Annotated in this window: 15 protein-coding genes; 3 read left to right on the plus strand and 12 right to left on the minus strand. The window is 66.9% G+C overall.

Annotation, left to right across the window (positions count from 1 at the left end):
• Window positions 1–64 precede the first annotated feature (64 nt).
• A complete protein-coding gene (locus tag ACE3TU_RS09090) occupies window positions 65–709 on the minus strand; it encodes a hypothetical protein (protein WP_374623032.1) in 645 nt (214 codons plus the stop codon).
• Complete coding sequence (locus ACE3TU_RS09095; RefSeq protein ID WP_374623034.1) at window positions 709–1,323, minus strand: ribonuclease D; 615 nt, start codon at window positions 1,321–1,323, stop codon at window positions 709–711. Before ACE3TU_RS09095 ends, ACE3TU_RS09090 begins: the two co-directional genes overlap by 1 nt.
• Window positions 1,324–1,440: 117 nt before the next feature.
• On the opposite strand from ACE3TU_RS09095, the gene ACE3TU_RS09100 reads away from it, so the two are divergent.
• Window positions 1,441–3,297 (plus strand): polysaccharide biosynthesis protein, encoded by a 1,857-nt coding sequence (locus ACE3TU_RS09100; RefSeq protein WP_374623036.1) that lies wholly within the window; start codon window positions 1,441–1,443, stop codon window positions 3,295–3,297.
• A gap of 4 nt (window positions 3,298–3,301) precedes the next feature.
• Here the strand turns inward: ACE3TU_RS09100 and ACE3TU_RS09105 are convergent, their stop codons facing one another.
• From ACE3TU_RS09105 to ACE3TU_RS09130, 6 genes are all read right to left on the minus strand, one after another.
• Window positions 3,302–3,913, minus strand: coding sequence for a DJ-1/PfpI family protein (locus ACE3TU_RS09105; protein WP_374623039.1), 612 nt, complete (start codon window positions 3,911–3,913; stop codon window positions 3,302–3,304).
• A gap of 408 nt (window positions 3,914–4,321) precedes the next feature.
• Window positions 4,322–4,498, minus strand: coding sequence for a hypothetical protein (locus ACE3TU_RS09110; RefSeq protein ID WP_374623041.1), 177 nt, complete (start codon window positions 4,496–4,498; stop codon window positions 4,322–4,324).
• Window positions 4,499–4,732: 234 nt separating this feature from the next.
• A complete protein-coding gene (locus ACE3TU_RS09115) occupies window positions 4,733–5,512 on the minus strand; it encodes a response regulator (protein ID WP_374623044.1) in 780 nt (259 codons plus the stop codon).
• A 53-nt stretch (window positions 5,513–5,565) separates the two neighbouring features.
• Complete coding sequence (locus tag ACE3TU_RS09120) at window positions 5,566–6,579, minus strand: response regulator (protein WP_374623046.1); 1,014 nt, start codon at window positions 6,577–6,579, stop codon at window positions 5,566–5,568.
• Window positions 6,576–6,971 carry a response regulator gene (locus ACE3TU_RS09125; RefSeq protein WP_374623049.1) on the minus strand — a complete coding sequence of 132 codons (396 nt, stop codon included), beginning with the start codon at window positions 6,969–6,971 and terminating at the stop codon, window positions 6,576–6,578. The genes ACE3TU_RS09120 and ACE3TU_RS09125 overlap by 4 nt, the downstream gene beginning before the upstream one ends.
• Window positions 6,968–8,662 carry a sensor histidine kinase gene (locus ACE3TU_RS09130; protein WP_374623051.1) on the minus strand — a complete coding sequence of 565 codons (1,695 nt, stop codon included), beginning with the start codon at window positions 8,660–8,662 and terminating at the stop codon, window positions 6,968–6,970. Before ACE3TU_RS09130 ends, ACE3TU_RS09125 begins: the two co-directional genes overlap by 4 nt.
• Before the next feature lie 539 nt (window positions 8,663–9,201).
• On the opposite strand from ACE3TU_RS09130, the gene ACE3TU_RS09135 reads away from it, so the two are divergent.
• Entirely contained in the window at window positions 9,202–12,810 is a 3,609-nt protein-coding gene (locus tag ACE3TU_RS09135; protein ID WP_374623054.1) for a hypothetical protein, read from the plus strand.
• Window positions 12,797–13,507, plus strand: a complete 711-nt coding sequence (locus tag ACE3TU_RS09140; protein ID WP_374623056.1) for a hypothetical protein — start codon at window positions 12,797–12,799, stop codon at window positions 13,505–13,507. The genes ACE3TU_RS09135 and ACE3TU_RS09140 overlap by 14 nt, the downstream gene beginning before the upstream one ends.
• Here ACE3TU_RS09140 and ACE3TU_RS09145 read toward each other — a convergent pair.
• The 4 genes from ACE3TU_RS09145 to ACE3TU_RS09160 all read right to left on the minus strand — a co-directional run.
• Window positions 13,504–14,088, minus strand: a complete 585-nt coding sequence (locus tag ACE3TU_RS09145; RefSeq protein ID WP_374623058.1) for a hypothetical protein — start codon at window positions 14,086–14,088, stop codon at window positions 13,504–13,506. The two genes, ACE3TU_RS09140 and ACE3TU_RS09145, sit on opposite strands and share 4 nt — an antisense overlap.
• A gap of 352 nt (window positions 14,089–14,440) precedes the next feature.
• The gene (locus tag ACE3TU_RS09150; protein WP_374623061.1) at window positions 14,441–15,910 is read right to left on the minus strand and encodes a methyl-accepting chemotaxis protein; all 1,470 of its coding nucleotides are present in this window, start codon (window positions 15,908–15,910) and stop codon (window positions 14,441–14,443) included.
• Between the two features lie 49 nt (window positions 15,911–15,959).
• Window positions 15,960–16,472, minus strand: coding sequence for a PAS domain-containing protein (locus ACE3TU_RS09155; RefSeq protein ID WP_374623064.1), 513 nt, complete (start codon window positions 16,470–16,472; stop codon window positions 15,960–15,962).
• Between the two features lie 237 nt (window positions 16,473–16,709).
• Window positions 16,710–17,047, minus strand: a 338-nt coding sequence (locus ACE3TU_RS09160; protein ID WP_374623067.1) for an enolase C-terminal domain-like protein, incomplete at its 5' end; no start/stop codon positions are given.

Here is a 17,047-nt window from a genome sequence, read left to right on the forward strand (position 1 = left end):
GCCGGCTGGCCGAGAAGTGCCAGTCCGAGCACCAGCAGGCGCGCCGCCATGCGCAGGAGCGCGGTCATGGGGCGGCCCCGGGCGTGGTCTGCAGCACGACAGTGGCCTGCCGAAAGCTGAAGAGCTGGAGCTTGCCGTCGTACGACATGCTCTCGGCCTCGATGGTGCTGCCATCGGCCATGGCGAGCGCCACGGGGCCGGTGGCCTGCATGCTCTTGGAAATGAAGTCGGCGGACACCCCGGTGAGGGTGCCTTTGGTGCCGTCGGACCCGGAGATGTGCATCACCCCGTCGACGGACAGGTGCTGGGCATTGGTCTCGAGATGGGCCGCGGCAGCTTGTGCCGTGTAGCTGGGACCCTCGAGCGGCGGGGTCATGGTGAAGGCAGCGTCGGTCAGGTCGATCACGTCGGTTCCCCCCATGGGCAGGCGCGCATCCGCCGCGGTCAGGGCATAGATGGTGCCATCGCTCCCGACGGAGTTGAGCGCCGGAGAATCGATGACGAGGTGCTCCCGATCGATGCGGATATTGGAGAAACCGAACTGGTCGCGCAGGTTGTCGATGGCAATCTGCACGATGAGAACGGCCAGCACGGCGGTGCCGAGCGCCGGCACGCCGATGCGAAGAGCCGCGACCACCCGGTTCCGGCGCACGAGGCCACGATAGAGCCGCTCGCGGCCGATACTGGTCGCTGCGGCCAGCGGTCCCATCAGCTGTGCGCGAAAATGTCGGTTTCGTCCCAACCCATCAGGTCCAATTCGACCCGGTGCCTGAGGAACGCGAAGCACGCTGCGGCGAGCTCGGTGCGTCCCTCCCGTTGCAGCATGCGGTCGAGGTGGCGCTTGAGATCGTGCAGGTAGAGCACGTCGGATGCGGCATACTCCAGTTGCGCATCCGAGATCTTCTCGGCGCCCCAGTCCGAACTCTGCTGCTGCTTGCTCAGGTCGATGTTGAGCAGTTCCTTGGTGATGTCCTTGAGCCCGTGCCGGTCGGTGTAGGTGCGGACCAGCTTGCTGGCGATCTTGGTGCAGTAGACCGGACCGGTGATCACTCCGAAACGGTGCTTGAGCACGGCAATGTCGAAGCGGGCGTAGTGGAAGATCTTGGTAACCGCGGGATCGGACAGCAGGCGGGTAAGGTTGGGCGCACCGTTGGCGCCGGCCGGGATCTGCACCACGTCGGCACTGCCATCGCCTGGCGACAGCTGCACGACGCACAGCCGATCACGACGCGGATCCAGACCCATGGTCTCGGTGTCGATCGCAACCTCGCGGCCGTAGCGGGAAAGGTCCGGCAGATCGCCGCGGTGCAGCCTGATGGTCATGAGGTCGTGTCCAAATCGGAGAAGGGCCTGTGATGCCATAGCATAAAGCCGTTGGAAAGGCCGGGGTGCTTTGGCTACAACGGCTCTGCAACGGCGCGCGGCGGTGGACGGTTCCAGATGCTCGAACAGCTTAGGGAGCGGCTGAGCGGCCTGCCGCGCGGCTGGAAGCGCGCGATCCTGCTCGGCTTCGACGTGCTGGCGCTGATCGGAGCGCTGTGGTTGAGCTTCGCCATCCGGCTGGGCGGCTCCTTCACGCCGACCAACGTGCACCTGCTGCTGATGCTCCTCGCCCCGGTGGTGGCGATCCCGGTCTTCGTGCGGCTGGGCCTTTATCGAGCCGTCATCCGCTATCTTCCGGAGCGGGCGATCTGGACGATCGTCCAGGCGACGACGCTGGCGACGCTGCTGTGGGTCTTCACCCTGTTCGTTGCCGAGGCCACGCGGCTCGCGGTGTTCCCGCGCACCGTGCCGTTCTTCTACCTGATCTTCTCGACGCTGCTGATCGCCGGTTCACGCTTCCTCGCCAAGGCGCTGTTGTGGCTCCCCGAGAGGGTTGTGGGACGTGCGGGAGGGGTGGTGATCTACGGGGCCGGGGCGGCCGGTACGCAACTGGTCGAAGCCCTGAGGGCACACGGCAAGAACTTCGTCGTGGCGTTTCTCGACGACGACGCGACCCTGTGGGGCCGCGACGTCGCCGGCATCCGTGTCCATCCGCCAGACCGGCTGGAGCAACTGATCCGCGACCACGGCGTTGGCGAAGTGATCCTGTCAGCGCCGGCAGCCGACCGGTCGCGGCGGACAGAGATCGTCGAGAGGCTCGGCAGACTGCCGGTGAATATCCGCACGCTGCCGTCGATTTCCGATCTCGTTTCGGGAAAGTACCTCGTCAATCAGCTGAGGCAGATCGACATCGACGACCTTCTGGGGCGCTCGGCCGTCCCTGCGGACCCCGAGCTGTTCCGACAACTGGTGACCAACAGCGTCATCCTGGTCACCGGCGCCGGCGGATCGATCGGCTCCGAACTGACTCGCCTGATCGTCAAGTGGGCCCCCAGGCTACTCGTGCTGGTCGAGGCCAACGAGTTCGCCCTCTACGAGATCGACCGTGCACTGCAGAGCTCGGGGGTATCCGTCGTGCCGGTTCTCGGATCGGTAGGCGATGCGGCGCTGATGCAGCGGGTGCTGCGCGCGCATGACGTGGATGTCATCTTTCATGCCGCAGCGCACAAGCATGTGCCACTGGTCGAGGCCAATGCGCTGGAGGGTGTGCGCAACAACGTCTTCGGGACGCTAACCCTGGTCGAGGCGGCCCGGGCGGCCGGAGTCGAGCGCCTTGTGCTGATCTCCACCGACAAGGCGGTGCGACCGACTTCGGTGATGGGCGCCACCAAGCGCTGGGCGGAACTGATCGTGCGTCACCATGGCGGACTCGGTGATCCCGACAGGCAGCGTTTTTGCGCCGTGCGATTCGGCAACGTGTTGGGCTCCAACGGTTCGGTGGTACCGCTGTTCCGTGAGCAGATTGCCGCCGGCGGCCCGGTGACGCTCACCGACGAGAGAATGACGCGCTACTTCATGTCGATCCACGAGGCGGCCGAACTGATCGTTCAGGCTGGAGCCCTCAGTGACGGGGGCGACATATTTCTGCTGGACATGGGCGAACCGGTCAGGATCCGCGACCTCGCGGAAAACATGATCCGGCTTGCGGGCCTGACCGTCAAATCCGAGGAGAACCCGTCCGGCGACGTCGCCATCATCGAGACCGGCCGGCGGCAGGGCGAGAAGCTGCACGAGGAGCTGTTCTACGATCCGGCCAATGCCCGTCCGACCCGCCGGCCGCGCATCTTCCGTTCGCCATCCGCCGCACGCGCCACTGACGACCTCGAGGTCGCCCTCGCCGAACTCGCCGCCGCGCTGGAACGCGCCGACGAGGCCGAAGTGCGACGGCTGCTGTTCGCCTATGTCGCCGAGTGATGCCTCAGGCCGCCTTGGCCCGCTGCACCGCACCATGGGTGACTTCGGTGCCGAGCACCTTGAGGCACTCGCGCATGAAGGCGGCGAGCGCGGTCCAGCCCTTGGCCGAGACCATGTTGCCATCAACCAGCGCCTCGGTGGGCGACAGGTCGACATAGGTGCCCCCGGCCAGCCGGACCTCCGGCTCGCAGGCGCCGAGCGCGCCGACCCGCTTTCCCTTCACCACGCCATCCACGGCGACGAGGATCTGCACCCCGTGGCAAATGGTGAAGATCGGCTTGCCAGTCTCGTGGAAGTGGCGGACCATCGCCTGCACCCGCTTGTCGGTGCGGATGTACTCCGGTCCCCGGCCGCCGGCGCAATAGACGGCATCGTAGTCCTCCGGCCGGACCTCTGAGAACGTCTTGTTGATGTCGGCGAGATGACCATACTTCTCCGTATAGGTCTGGTGGCCCTCGAAATCGTGCAGCGACGTCTGGATCTTGTCGCCGGCCCGCTTGTCGGGGCAGACCACGTGCACCGTGTGACCGACGGCTTCCATGGCCTGTTCGAAGACGAAGATCTCGTACTCCTCGGTGAAGTCCCCTACCAGCATCAGTATCTTCTTGCCCGCCATTGCTTCCTCCTCCTGCCGTAGCGAGGGCAGGTTAGGCATGGCGAGGTACGTATGGCAAGCGCTGACATGTTAGTCTTTGGGTCGCAGGCCAAGCGTCCACCCACTGCTCGTCGATGGCGCAGTCACTCGATGTCCCCTCCAGGTCGCGTTGCCTTTCGGCGGCGACGCACCCGCGTGAACGAGCCCTCGCCCGGCCAGCCGCATATGCTGCAGTGCATGCGCCGATGCGCTGTTGCGGCGGCCTGCAGGTTGCCAAACGGCAGCGCGTCGGGATCGAACAGGCGGGAATTGCCGCATCGCGAACAGACGAACTCCAGAAGCGCCCCGGAGCGACGGAGGTCCCCGATCGTGGTCTGACGGGTCAGCCGCACGGCGAAATGGGCTCGGAACGGCGTGCCGCTGCCGGCCTCAGCGGAGTTCGCACAGGTTCCAGCCGACGAAGCCACCGGCAACGAGGGCGCAGCCGAACTGGATGGCGCCCCGGAAATCGCCACCGACCACCAGAAAGACCAGCGACCAGAGCAGCAGGGCCGGGATGACGGCGAAAGTCAGCAGGTTCTCGGAGATCGTCCGGCGCGGGCGCAACGGCAGATGCAGGTGGATACCCTCACCCAGGTGGCGGGCCCCCCGGCCGTCATCGCGACTGCCCTTGCTCTTTCCTTGATCGCGTTCGATCTTTGGCCTCCGACGAGTAGCCGATGCCGACCCTGGGTCGACAATCGGTCGCAGCTCGACTGTAGCCCGGGGTTCGTCGGCACGGATGAGCGGTCTGCGCCGAACCGAAGACGACCCGCTGGTTTCATCGCCAGTTTGGAGCGATCAGGCCCGGCGCTCCTCCGTGACGCTGGTGCGGAGCCACTCGGTGAACTGGTCCATCGCTTCGCGTCCGCTGCCCGTCTGGGCGATCAGCACCCGCCGCCGGTCGTGCATGTCGGGGATGCGCTCGATGAGTCCCAGATCGGCGAGTACCGCGAGGCGGCGCAGCGCAGTCGTGGCGGACGTGCCGGAGGCCACGCACAGATCGGAGACCGTCACCGTCTTGCCGTGAAGTGTCGACGAGTAGAGGTCGAGCATGATGTTCCAGGCCGGGTCTTCGAACAGCTCGGCGCCAAAGATCGCGTCGCGCTTGCGGCGCGCCTTCAGCAGCAGTTGCGCGGCATCGCCGCGCGACAGTTCGCGGACACTGCCGCTCGCACCCTGCGCAAGCGCCCGCCGGATGGCATCGATCAACTCCTCCGACATCACCGGCTTGGGCAGGAAGTCGACCACCCCCAGGCGCAGAGCATTGAGGACGTGGTCGACCGTCGAGTAGCCCGACAACACGATCGAGCGCAGCCGGCGGCCCGGCCCGAGCTTGGAGAGCTTGCGCAGAAGTTCGAGGCCGCTGATCTCGCCCAGCATGATGTCGGTGACCACGATCTCGAACTCGGCCCGCTCGACGAGGCCGATGGCGTCCGCCGCGTTGCTGACGGTGGTCACCGACATGCCGGCAGTGCCGACCGACTCGGCAAGTTCCTCGGCAAGGGCCGGATCGTCCTCGACCAGCAGGATCTGGGCCCGACGCGTTGCAGTACGTGGTGACGTTCGGAGCGGTTCCAAGAGGCTTGTCGACACAGCGGTTTTCCCCGGGTGAAAGAAGGCGGGTGTGCGCATCACGGCCAGTCCCGGTTGATCCGGCAGGCAGACCGGGTGACCAGATCGAGGCCGAAATCGCGGGCGCGACGCAGGTCGCCGGCGGATTGTACTCCGGTGCCCAACAGGGTGACGCCGCGACGACGCAGGCGCTCGAGGTCCCGATGCAGGGTGTCCGGCAGCCATGGCGACCGCGCCAATGGGCGCAGCCGGAGGGCGTCGATTGCCAGCATGGTGACCGGCAGGGCGTGCGGGACGGAAGCGACCGTGCGGTAGTCGTCCGCGTGTGCCAGGAGCCCGAATCCGGCGAGGCGCAGGGCGGGCAGCGCATCGTGTCGGGGCGCTGCCGTGAGACGGGTGCCCGGTCCGATTTCCAGCACCAGGTCGGCGGTTGTGCCGGTCGTTTCGCCACACAGCTGGACCCACTGGCGCGGCTCGGCCAATACGATCTCCGGCAGGGAAACGGCGACGAAGCCGCGCTGTCCTCTGGAGGCGAGCACCTCGCGCATCTGCCGGGCCACGGCGATGGCCTGCCGGCCCGTTCCGGATCCGGCGCCAGGGCCGGCCATCCGCATCCAGTGTCCGGTGTAGGTTCCAGCGTACTCAAGCGACCTCAGCGCAACTACAGGGGTCCCCTGGCCGACCACCCGCGGCATCACCGCCGGGTTCTCCTCCCTCGGGCCGGTGGCCAACAGTCCGAGCAGCGCGGGCAGCGATAACGGCTTGGGCAGCGCGGCGAGCACCGGGAAGCCACGCTGGACGGCCCTCACCCGTGCCGCCTCGAGCGTCTCCTCGCCGGAGCCGCTGACCATGACCACCGGGGGAATTCGCCCACGGCAGTTCAGCTCTTCGAGAACCTCGAGAGCACTGGTTGCCGCCAGCGCCAGGTCGAGGATCAACAGGCTGGCCTCATCGAGCAGGGCGAGGCTGGACTCGTGCGGGTGGGTCACCACGACCGAGCGATGGCCGTGGCTGCCGAGGAGGTCCTGCAGTTCCTCGGCGAAGCAGACGTCATCGTCGACGACGGCGATCACCAGTGCCCTCCCGACGGCGATGCACCGCGGCGAGCGGCCAATCGGGCTGAAATGGCCTCCAGCATCGAGCCGGGATCGACCGGCTTGAGGAAGAACAGGTCCGCCCCGGGCGGGCATGGCCGGACCTCGACCTCGATGTCGCCTGTCATCATCGCCACGAGGCCCGGTCGTCTGGAGGCCGGCATTGCGTCGACGCGCCGCAGCAGATCGTCGCCGTTTGCCGTCCACCGATCGGTGATGAGGCAGGTGATCGGTCCGGGGCACAGCTGCGCCAGCGCCTCCCCGACGGTCCGCGCGGTGCGGACCGTCCAGCCGTTGCACTCGAACCACTCGGCGAGTTCGCTCAGCAGGTCGACTTCGTCGTCGCAGATCACGATCACCGGCTCCATCATGCGGCCGCCTCTCGAAGCTGGGCCGGTAGGTGGATGGTGAAGATCGCTCCGAGCGCACCGTTGCTGGCAGCGATCTCGCCCTGCATGCCCTCAACCGCGCGTCGCGCGATCGACAGCCCGAGCCCGGTGCCGATATCGCTCGACTTCGAACTGACAAAGGACTCGAAGATCCGCGGCAGCAGAGCGGCGGAAATGCCTCCGGCATTGTCCGAAATGGTCACGCACAGGTCGCCCCTGCGACAGCTGGCCCGGACCAGCACCGAGGGCGCGCCGACGCCGGAGTGGCGCTGGCGGCCAAAGGCCTCGAGCGCGTTGAGCAGAATGTTGAGGACCGCGATCTCGAAAAGTGTCGGGTCGCCCATCACGGTGACTTCCTCGCCGGCGTCGACCTCTATTTCGAGCGACACCCCGGAGAGCCGATACTGCTGGCTGACCAGCCCGAGAGCCGACCCCAGGGACGACATCACCGGAAAGGGCGCCCAGTTCGCCTGCACCGGGCGGCCGAGCTTGCGAACGTTGTCAATGATCCTGCGGGCTCGTTCCACCTGCGCATCGATGCGATCGAGCTTGTCGGCGACCCGCGCCCCATCCGGCAGAGCCATGGCCAGGTTCCGGCCGTTGGCGGCAGCTGCCTTGATCACGGCAAGGGGCTGGTTCAGTTCGTGGGCGATCGAGGAGGACAGCTCGCCCAGAATTGCCAGCTTGCCGGCATTCATCGCGCGCAGCTCGGTGTCGCGCAGCTGCGTGGTGTCAGACAGTACGTAAACCTGGACGCTGTCCCCGAACAGCCAGATGCAGTTGGCCGTCACCGAGAGGTCGCGCAGCGAGCCGCTGCCATCTCCGAAAGGGAACCTGCGCGTCACCGACTGACCTGCGCCGAGTGCACCCACGTGCTGCCGGACCGCCGCCAGGAGTGCCTCAGTGTCGATGTTGCCGTGCCGCGACGCCGCAAGGTCCCTCGCCGCGTAGTTCGAGTATCGCACCGTTCCGTCCTGACCGCTCACCAGGACGGGCACGGGCAGAGCCTCCAGAAGGTCGACCGTCGAGGATTGCCACTCCTGCTCGGCTTCGCGCAGCAGCCTGATCTGATCCAGCAGCTTGGATCGCTGCCGCAACTCGCGGGCGAGGACGGCCATCAGGCCGACCCCCGAGATCACCAACAGCACAAAGGGCAGCGAGGCGTCGACCAGCGGGAAAAGCTCATCCCCGGTGGTGTTGTCGACGGGCTGCAGCACGGCGACGTTGAGGGCTGTCTGCAGCAGGCCGGTGAGTGGCTCGATCTCTCGAGCGACCGCTGAAAGTCCCCTTGGGTCGACGCTCGACCCCATCGCATCCGAGCGGGCCGCAAGCACGGCGTAGTAGTGCTGGAGCTCGTAGTAATACTGCGGGATGCTCGGAGGGTTGGACCGATGCAGGAGCTCGAGCACTGCCCGCAGCCGGCCGGCCATGGTGCCGACCTGCGCAGAAAGCCGACCGACGACGCAGTCGGCGCGCGTCTCGCAGTGACGCAGCATCGAAATGGTGCGCACCAGTTCTATCTGGGCCTGATAGTTGAGCCACGCCGCTGAACGGCTCGACAACTCGAGCCGGTGCTGCTGATCGTTGTTGGCGACATACAACCAGACGGTGGACACCAGAAACATACTGCACAGGGCCACCAGGCCGGCGACGACGTGGCCGCTCCAGCGCATGACGCTAGTCTCGTGGCCAGGCCATCGGCCGGGCGACCGGGATGGCGGCCATTGCGATGCGCGCGGACCCGAGTGGCGCGTGTCGCTGCAGTATCGAACCCCAGTCGGCAGCCGGCAGAACTACGAAACTTGCACCAGTATTGTTCGTCACAGTCGGCTCTCCAGATAGCACCAGTTCGGCGCGCCGTACCGCAAAATCTCTTTGGCTAATGATTTATGAATAGGACCAGATCTGGTCCGACCGCACCGGTCTTTCACTCCGATCTGGATGCAGTTCGCGCCAGTTCCGTACGGACGGCAAGCGTCATCCTGCCAATGCAGGTACAGTCTCCCGAAATATGCTCCGTGCCGCAGACAATGCCCGTCTCGTGCGCGGAACGCTCTTATTTACTTCGTCGGGCCGCCGCCGGCAGGTCTCTCTCCGCCATTGCTCGGACGCGCCGACACAATCGTTAAAAGTTTGTTCAAAATGGAGTAGCTTCCGGTTCGCTCCGGCTTAGCCGAACGGCATGCTCCCGCCAGCAACCGTGTAGGGCAAAATGGTTAAGCAGACTGCAAAGCTGGTGCAGGGCACCACTCCACCATACGCGCCGCACCCCGGCGAGGAGGCAGAGGCAGGCTCCGGCGGCGGCGAATCCGCTCCCGGACAGACGGCGCACCAACCAGACTTGCGGCTGCTGGCCCTGCAGATCGGCTGGGTTGGCGTTGTCGTGGCCGTCGCCCTTGTCGAACAGGGATCAAATCTGCTGAGGCCGGACCTGTGGTTATCGGCTACGGGGCTTACGCTGTTCATCTCTGCAGCCCTGCCCGTGACCATCCTGGCCGCGATCACTGCCGGGGCTGCACAGTTCCGGCGGCTGGCCGCCCAGTACGACGGGCTGCACGCCATGGTGGCCCGCATCGCCGAGCCTGAGCCGACTTCGGCCCGCAACATCGTTTCCATCCGGCATGCGATGCACAAGGAGCTCGCCACCCTCAACGAGCAGCTGGACCGCTCGCTGAACCGGACCGGCGAAATCGAGACGATCATCAGGCGCGAGGTCGCGACGCTCGAGCACAGCTTTGCCGAGAACGAGCGGCGGATGCTCGCCCTTGTGCAGGAGCTGGCCCGCCAGCGGGAAACCGTCGTCACCGCTACCGAGCAGGTCCGGGATGTGGTGAAAGCGAACCGCGAGGCGCTCAACGGTGAACTCGCCGGTCTTGCCGCGCAGGTGCTTGAAGCGGGCAACTATGCGCGTGGAGCGGTCGAGGAGGTCGGGGTCGAGGTCCGCAGCGAACTCGCCGACAGCGGCGCCAGGTTTGCCGAGACACTCCGACAGGTCGTTGAGGGCAGAATCGATCCGCTCAATGCCCTGCTGGCCGGGCAGGTCCGCACAATGGAAGCGCTGCTCTCGAACGGCCACGGCGGGGTCGTGGCGGTGCTCGAGACTCAGGGCCGTCAACTCGTCGAGACGCTTGAAGGGGCTTGGGGCCGGATCGGCGCCGACATGGCGAGCCAGACCAGGATCGCCGAGAGTGTTGCGAGCCGGCTGGTCGATACGCTCGATCAGAGCCTCGAGAGCAGCGTCAACCGGCTCGAGAACCGGGTGCAGTCGGCCTCGCTCGAACTGCTGGGCGTGCTCGACAGCGCCGCGGATCAGGCCTCGCGGCGAATCCTCGAGGTCGGTTCGGCCAGCACGGAGATGCTGGATGGGCGTGTTGCAGCGCTCGGCGATCGCATCGACGGCCAAGTGCGCCAGCTGAGCGGCCTGATCGAAGGCGCGACCGATCGGCTGATGCCGACCATCGAGCACCAGAACCTGACACTCGAGCGGGCCATCAAGCTGGGCGGCGCGCTGGAGCACAGCACATCGCAGCTCAATGCGGTGCTGACCCACAAGGCGACGGAGTTCGTCGATACCCTGTCCCTAAACCTGCGCCTGTTCCAGTCGCAGCTTAGCGATGGCGCGCAGGCGATCAGCGAGGACCTGCGGAACAAGCTGGATCGGGCCACGGACATGCTGGATGGCAGCGCCCGCCGCTTCGACCAGACGCTGCTCGGCGTTCAGGACACGATCAGCCTCGCGGGCGACCGGCTGACGGTCGCCGCGGCCGAGTACAATGCAAGCTTTGCCGAGAGAGTGGATCAGATCGAGGAACTCGTCCTCGAGGGGGCCGAACGTGTCGGCGCGACGCTGGGCCAGCGCTCGGCCGAGCTGGCGCTGACCCTGGCGGATGGCTCGCGCAGCCTCGAAGGGGCCCTCGGTGTCTGGTCGGGCCGCATCGGCGCCGTACTGGGCGAGGGAGTGAGGGACGCCGAGACCAGCTTCGAGCTGCGGCTGGGAGAGATGCGGCATGCCGAGGAGGGGCACGTGCAGCGAGTTCGGGAGCTCTTCGGGTCGGCCAGCGAGGCGATGAGCGCCGTGCTCACCAGCAGCACGGACGTTCTTGCCGCCGAGGTTGACCGGGCGGAGGTAGGCATGGCCCAGGTGAGCGGACAGTTCGGCGCCAGCCTCGCTGAGCAGCGGGAGGCATTCGTGCGTGAGCTCGGGCAGGCGAGCAGCGCAGCCAGGGCAGCCCTGCTGGACGCGGCGGCCAGCGGGGTGGCAGCGTTCGATACCCAGATCGGCGAGCTCAGGGCATCACTGCAGGCGCAGATCGTCACGGTACATGGGGGCCTCGAGGCCCGCACCCTTGAACTCGAAGCGAACGTTGCCGCATTCGGCGCATCAATCGACGCCCAGACCAGCCGACTTGGGAGGGTTCTCGGACAGAAGGCCGAAGCGATGACGCGCGAGATCGAGCAGGGCGTCGATGCGCTCGACAGCACGATGTCGGGCCACCTGGGGCGAGCACATACGGTGATCGAGGCATTCTCGGCCCGAGAGGCAAACCTGTTCGCCGACCGGATGGAGGTCCTTGACGGCGCCATCGCACGGCAGTCCGAGGACCTTGCCGGACGCATCGATGCGGTGCAGGAGCTCATCGAGACGCGCGGGCAGCAGTTCGAGACCGGAATGGCGCAGCATGGCGCGGGGATCGAAGCGCAGACGGCGAGGCTCGAGGTCGCACTGGCTCGAAGCACGCAGCAACTGGCCGGCACGATGAACGAGGGGACCAACAGGATCGGCGGCGAGCTCGCCGCGCACCTGGAACGGACCGACGGCATCGTGGCGCAGTTCGTCGAGCAGGAGCAGGTGCGGCTGGATCGCCAAATCGATGTTCTGGGTCGCACGCTCGACGGGCGCGCCGAGATCCTGGATTCGATCATTCGGACACGGGGCGAGGACTTCACGGACAGGTTGCACGCGTCGTCCCGGCGATTCGAAGAGGGGCTGGCCGATGGAGGTCGTGCCCTCGAAGGCGCGCTAAGGGCGGCGACGACGCACCTGGAATCGGCGCTGAGCGGCCAGGCGACGACTCTGCGCGACCTGCTGACAGGTGCCTCCGACCAGGCCGAGCATGGCGCGCGCCAGCGGCTGGACAGTCTTCTGGGGGCTATCCACCAGCTCGCTGCGCGTCTCGATGAGGCGCTGAGCGGCGGGCTGGAGACGCTCGCCACCCGGCTTGCCGATGGCAAGAATGACATTCGGCACCTGCTGGACGCAGGCGCGGCCCGACTCGGAACGATGCTGGACGACGGCGGCGGGAAGCTCACCGGAGAGCTGGCCGAACACACCGGCGTCCTCGAGCAGGCGCTGACGGAGCGCATCGAGACGCTGCAGACCCGCCTGCGCGAGCAGGCGTCCTCGGTCGACGCGAGCCTTGCTGAAGCCGCGGAGCGGCTGGAGCGCTCGCTGCACAAGGCAGCAGGCGAGATCGAGCGGGCGACCCACGCGAGCTCGGCCGAGGTGCGCGCCAATGTCGCGCAAGCGCTCGAGTCCGCGGCGCAGCAAATGGCCACGGGGGTCGACGCCGCCGAGCAGAAGGTCGGCGCCGCTTTCGAGACGATGATGGTCCGTCTGGCCGCACATGAACGCAGCGCCGTGAGCCGTATGGACGCGGCAGCCACCAATGTGGGCGAGAGCACCAGGAAAGCGGCCGAGCTGACTGCCGAGCGGCTGGTGACGCTGAACGGCGCCGTCGTTCAGGTCCTCAACTCGCTCGGTGCGCCGCGCCCCCATGCCCGCAAGTCCAAGATCGAGTTGCTGCAAGATGCCGCGGAGTGAGCGTCACCTCCCCGGATCGGATGCCGCTGCCGAGGCGTACATCGCCAGGCTCATCGAGGAGATGACCGAAGCGGCCGGCGGACGCCAGGAGGACCTGCCGGACGCCGACCTCGACCTGGTCGAGCTGCGGCTGGCACAGCTGCGCGATCAGCCCAAAGACATGCCCGCCGGGCCTGACGTTCCGACCTTGCCGCCAGGCACCACCCGGTCGCGGCCGGCGTCTGCTGATCCCGGGCCCGAGCGCGGGCCGGCAGGGGCGCGCGTTGTTTCGGAAACCGTCGACGACGTGATCCTCGCTGCGGCGGCGGCAGGTGAACTGGGGCCGCCTCGGCTGGTCGAGCGCGCAGTTTCGGCGCGATCGAGCCGGCGACTTTCAGTCGGCTACCTGGTAGCACTGGTCCTGGCGGCGGTGGCCGGCGGGTGGATCGGTCGCGATCCTTCCCTGGTCACCTCGACGGCGGCGATGCTCGAGAGCTACTGGCCGGGCGACCCGAACTGGCCAACGGGCGTTGCCTTGCCCGACGCTCCGGCCGTGCCGGCCGGGACAGAGGGCATGGTCGACGACATCGACAACGCAGGTCCGCCCGCTTCCGAGGCGTCGGTGTGGCGCAAGGTGAAGACGTATCGTGTGGACGCCGACGGCAGGGTGTTCGCTGACGACGGCTCCCTCGCCGACCAGGCCGGCAACCGCCCCTAGATCCGTGCCGGCTCGCCGACGAGCGAGTGGCACATCTCGTCGAGGTCGTCGCGGCAGCGGACCAGAAGTTGCTGCCACTCCTCGAGCTGATCGTCGTCGATGGTCCAGATGAACTGCTCGTCGGCCAGGCACAGCTCGAAGGCGTCATCGCCGAAGCGCTGAGGATCGAGTCGGAGACGGAAGATCGGCCGGCTGACCAGAGCGTAGAACAGCCGGCCGGCCTCGAACAGACGGTAGGTGATCGTTTCCGCCTGTCTGCGGCGCAGGTGCCGGATGATCGGCCGGAGGTGCTCGATCTTGCCGATGGGAGCCAGATCGGTCAGCACCGCGTCGATACGCCGACGCAGGGCGATGTCGGCACCCGACAGCGCCGCGGCTCCGAAGCGATCGAGGATCACGACGCGGTCGATGGCGGCCATCACCTCGGCACAGAGCGGCAGCAGGGAAGCGCGTACCTGACGGATTCGGCCCAAGATGGCGCCACTTTCGGCCGACGCCCCCACCGCCTCCACGCGATGCCCATCGGTGATCAACCCGTCGGCGAGCGGCAGCTCGAAGTCCGCAGCCCGGATCTGGCGCATTGAGGTCTCCCCGCGGGCCGGGGCCAGCGGTTGGCACCCGATTGCCGAGCCGCGACGCTTGGAGAGGGGATGGGTTGGGGCGTCATCCCCTCTCCGGCGTCCTTGTACGAGTGTGCATGGGCGCCCCCTTTTGCGGAAGAAGGTCGTCCCCAAGGCCCGCGTTTTATAGCGCACAGATGCGATGCCGGCAGCGCGGGTCTGCTCCATTCCGAAGGCACCCGTCGCGAGGGCGGGTCCGGATCTTGCCCGACCGGGGTGAAGTGCTTGCGCCTGCAGGGCATTGCCGACCGCTCGACTGCACCGTCCCGGATGCGACAGCGCGGAGCCACTAACTACGGAACGGTTCGAATGTTCAGCTCGCCAGGCGGCGGAAGTGGGACTCACCGGCCGTGAGGCGATAACCCGAGACCATGCCGTCGAGTTCACTCGCCTGCGACTCGGTCTGTTCTATGGCTGCATTGGTCTCTTCCACCAGCGCAGCATTGTGCTGGGTCATCTCGTCGAGCTGGCGAACGGCGACATTGACCTCGGCGATCGAGGTGGCCTGCGAATCGCTGGCCGTGGCGATGCCAGACATGGCCCCGGCGCTGCCACCGACCATTTCACGCATGCCGGCGAGCCGACCTGCGGCAAGCTCGACAAGGCGGGCGCCCTCCCGCACCTCGGTCGTGCTGGCCTCGATAAGTGCCTTGATCTCGGCCGACGAGGCCGCCGCGCCCTGCGCGAGGCGACGCACTTCAGCCGCCACCACGGCAAAGCCATGGCCCGCCTCGCCGGCCCGCGCCGCTTCAACCGAGGCATTGAGGGCCAGCAGGTTGGTCTGGAACGAGATGTCGTCGATAACCCCGATGATCGTCGCGATGCGCTGCGAAGAGGTCGAGATCCGCTCCATCGCGGCAGTCGCCTCGCGCATCACCGCACCGCCCTCATCGGCCGCCCGCGCCGCCTCGCTGACGCGCTGGCTCGCGGCACGAGCCTGGCGGGCGCTGTCGGCAACCGTGCCGGCTAGGCTCTCCATGGCCGCGGAGGTCTGCTCGATCGTCGCCGCCTGCCGGGTCGTGCGTTCGCTTAGGTCGTTGACGCCGGCAAGGATTTCGCCGGTCGCCGACTTGAGGGCGCGCGAGGCGCCGCTCATGCGCTGCACCATGCCCGCGATGTTCTCGGCCACCGAATTGACATCTGCCGCCAGGCGCGCGAATGCACCGTCGTAGCTGCCGAGCATGCGGGCCGAAAGGTCGGCCGCGGCAAGGCGGGCCAGCACCTCGCCCGACTCGGCGATCGGCCGCGAGATGGCGTCGAGCAGCCCGTTCATCTCGTGCATGAAGGTCTGGTAGTCGCCCTCGAACCGGGCCGGATCGATGCGCCGGTCCAGTTGGCCGTGGCTCGCCATCTCTGCGAGCGAGCGGACTTCGGCAATCGCCCCCTCGATCATGCTCTGGCGGGCCGCCATGGCGTCGATGGCAATATTGATCCCCTCGACGCTCTTCAGGAAGGCGCCCTGCATGCCTTCGGGGCGAATCTTGCGGTAGTAGCGCCCCTCGCTCACTGCAACCATGGCCAGGGCACCTTCGCGCACGAAGGCATCGGACACATCGATCAGGCCGTTTACCCTGTCGGCGACCTGCTTCATGCGGCCTCGGGCATGCGGAACGATCACGCGCTGCTCGAAGTCGCCGCGACGCACTGCATCGCAGGCGGTCCCGACGGTGCCGAGGAAGCGGTCGAGATCGAACAGGGAGGCCATGGCAATGCCCACGGAGATCACGATCACCGCGGCGATCGCTGCAACGATCCAGGCCGGCACCGCGAGCAGAGACAGCACGGCGACGCCGACGGCAAGGGCACCTGCAAGGGCGAGCCCCGCAACAGCCCTAGATAGACAGGACAAAGCGATCATAATCGACCCCCAGGGTCTCGAGCTTGCGCATGAGCAGGGCGTGCGAGGCGTTGACACTGTCCTTGCCGTTCCGGTGCCGCGCCTCTTCGGCCAGCAGCTCGGCGTAGAGCGCCGAGATCGTCGCTACCGCCTCGGGACGCGGCCTGCGACGGTTGGAGTGGTAGCCGACGATCGAACCGGTCGCATCGAAACTGGGCGTCACGTGCGCGAACACCCAGTAGTGGTCGCCGAACTTGGTGCGGTTGACCACATAGGCGAAGATCTCGCGGCCCGCCTGGATGGTGTCCCACAGCAGCCGGAAGATGCAGCGCGGCATCTCCGTATTGCGGACCAGAGCATGCGGCTGTCCCAGCGCCTCGCTGGCGGAGAAATCCGCGATCTCGAGGAACGTATGGTTGGTGTAGGTCAGGTGGCCCTTGAGGTTGGTCTTGCTGACGATCAGATCGTCCGCGCCCATTACCCGTTCCGCGCCGGAGAGCCTCAGCATGATGCCCTCCGCCTACCGCGCACGGTCATTTCCCCGCCGTCCGGCGGAGATGCAGTTCTGTCCACTACCAGGCTCCCTTGTCAGAGTCGCCCATGTCCGCGTCCGCAAGTTCGCAGGCACGAGGTCCGGGCAGCGTCCATGCCGTCCCGCGTACCGACTTGTACGGTTCTTCGCGTTAAATTCTGGTTACGAAATAGTGAAACTGCCCACTTGTTGGGCAGCCTGCCTCTCGGGCGGTCACTGTGGCGCGCGTGAGATCACTGTCGGCGCGCCCAGTACCTCGAACCTCGGCACAATTCCGAGACCGGGGGAGTCCGGTGCTCGCATGGTGCCGTTGACGCGCCGGGGGGCGCCATCGGCGATGTCGACGGTGCCATAGGAGTTGAAATCCGTGGCGGAGAAGCAGAAGCGCTCCGGCGTCGACTGCGCCAGGTGCGCAATGGTCGCGGTGACGATGTCGCCGCCCCAGGTATCCTCGATGGTCATCGGGATCTGGTGGGCGACGCAGAGATCGCGGATCTGGCGGGCCTTGGTCAGGCCGCCCACCTTGGAGATCTTGAGGTTGATGACGTCGA

Origin of the sequence: Devosia sp. (genome assembly GCF_041917035.1) — a bacterium.
GTDB lineage: Bacteria > Pseudomonadota > Alphaproteobacteria > Rhizobiales > Devosiaceae > Devosia_A.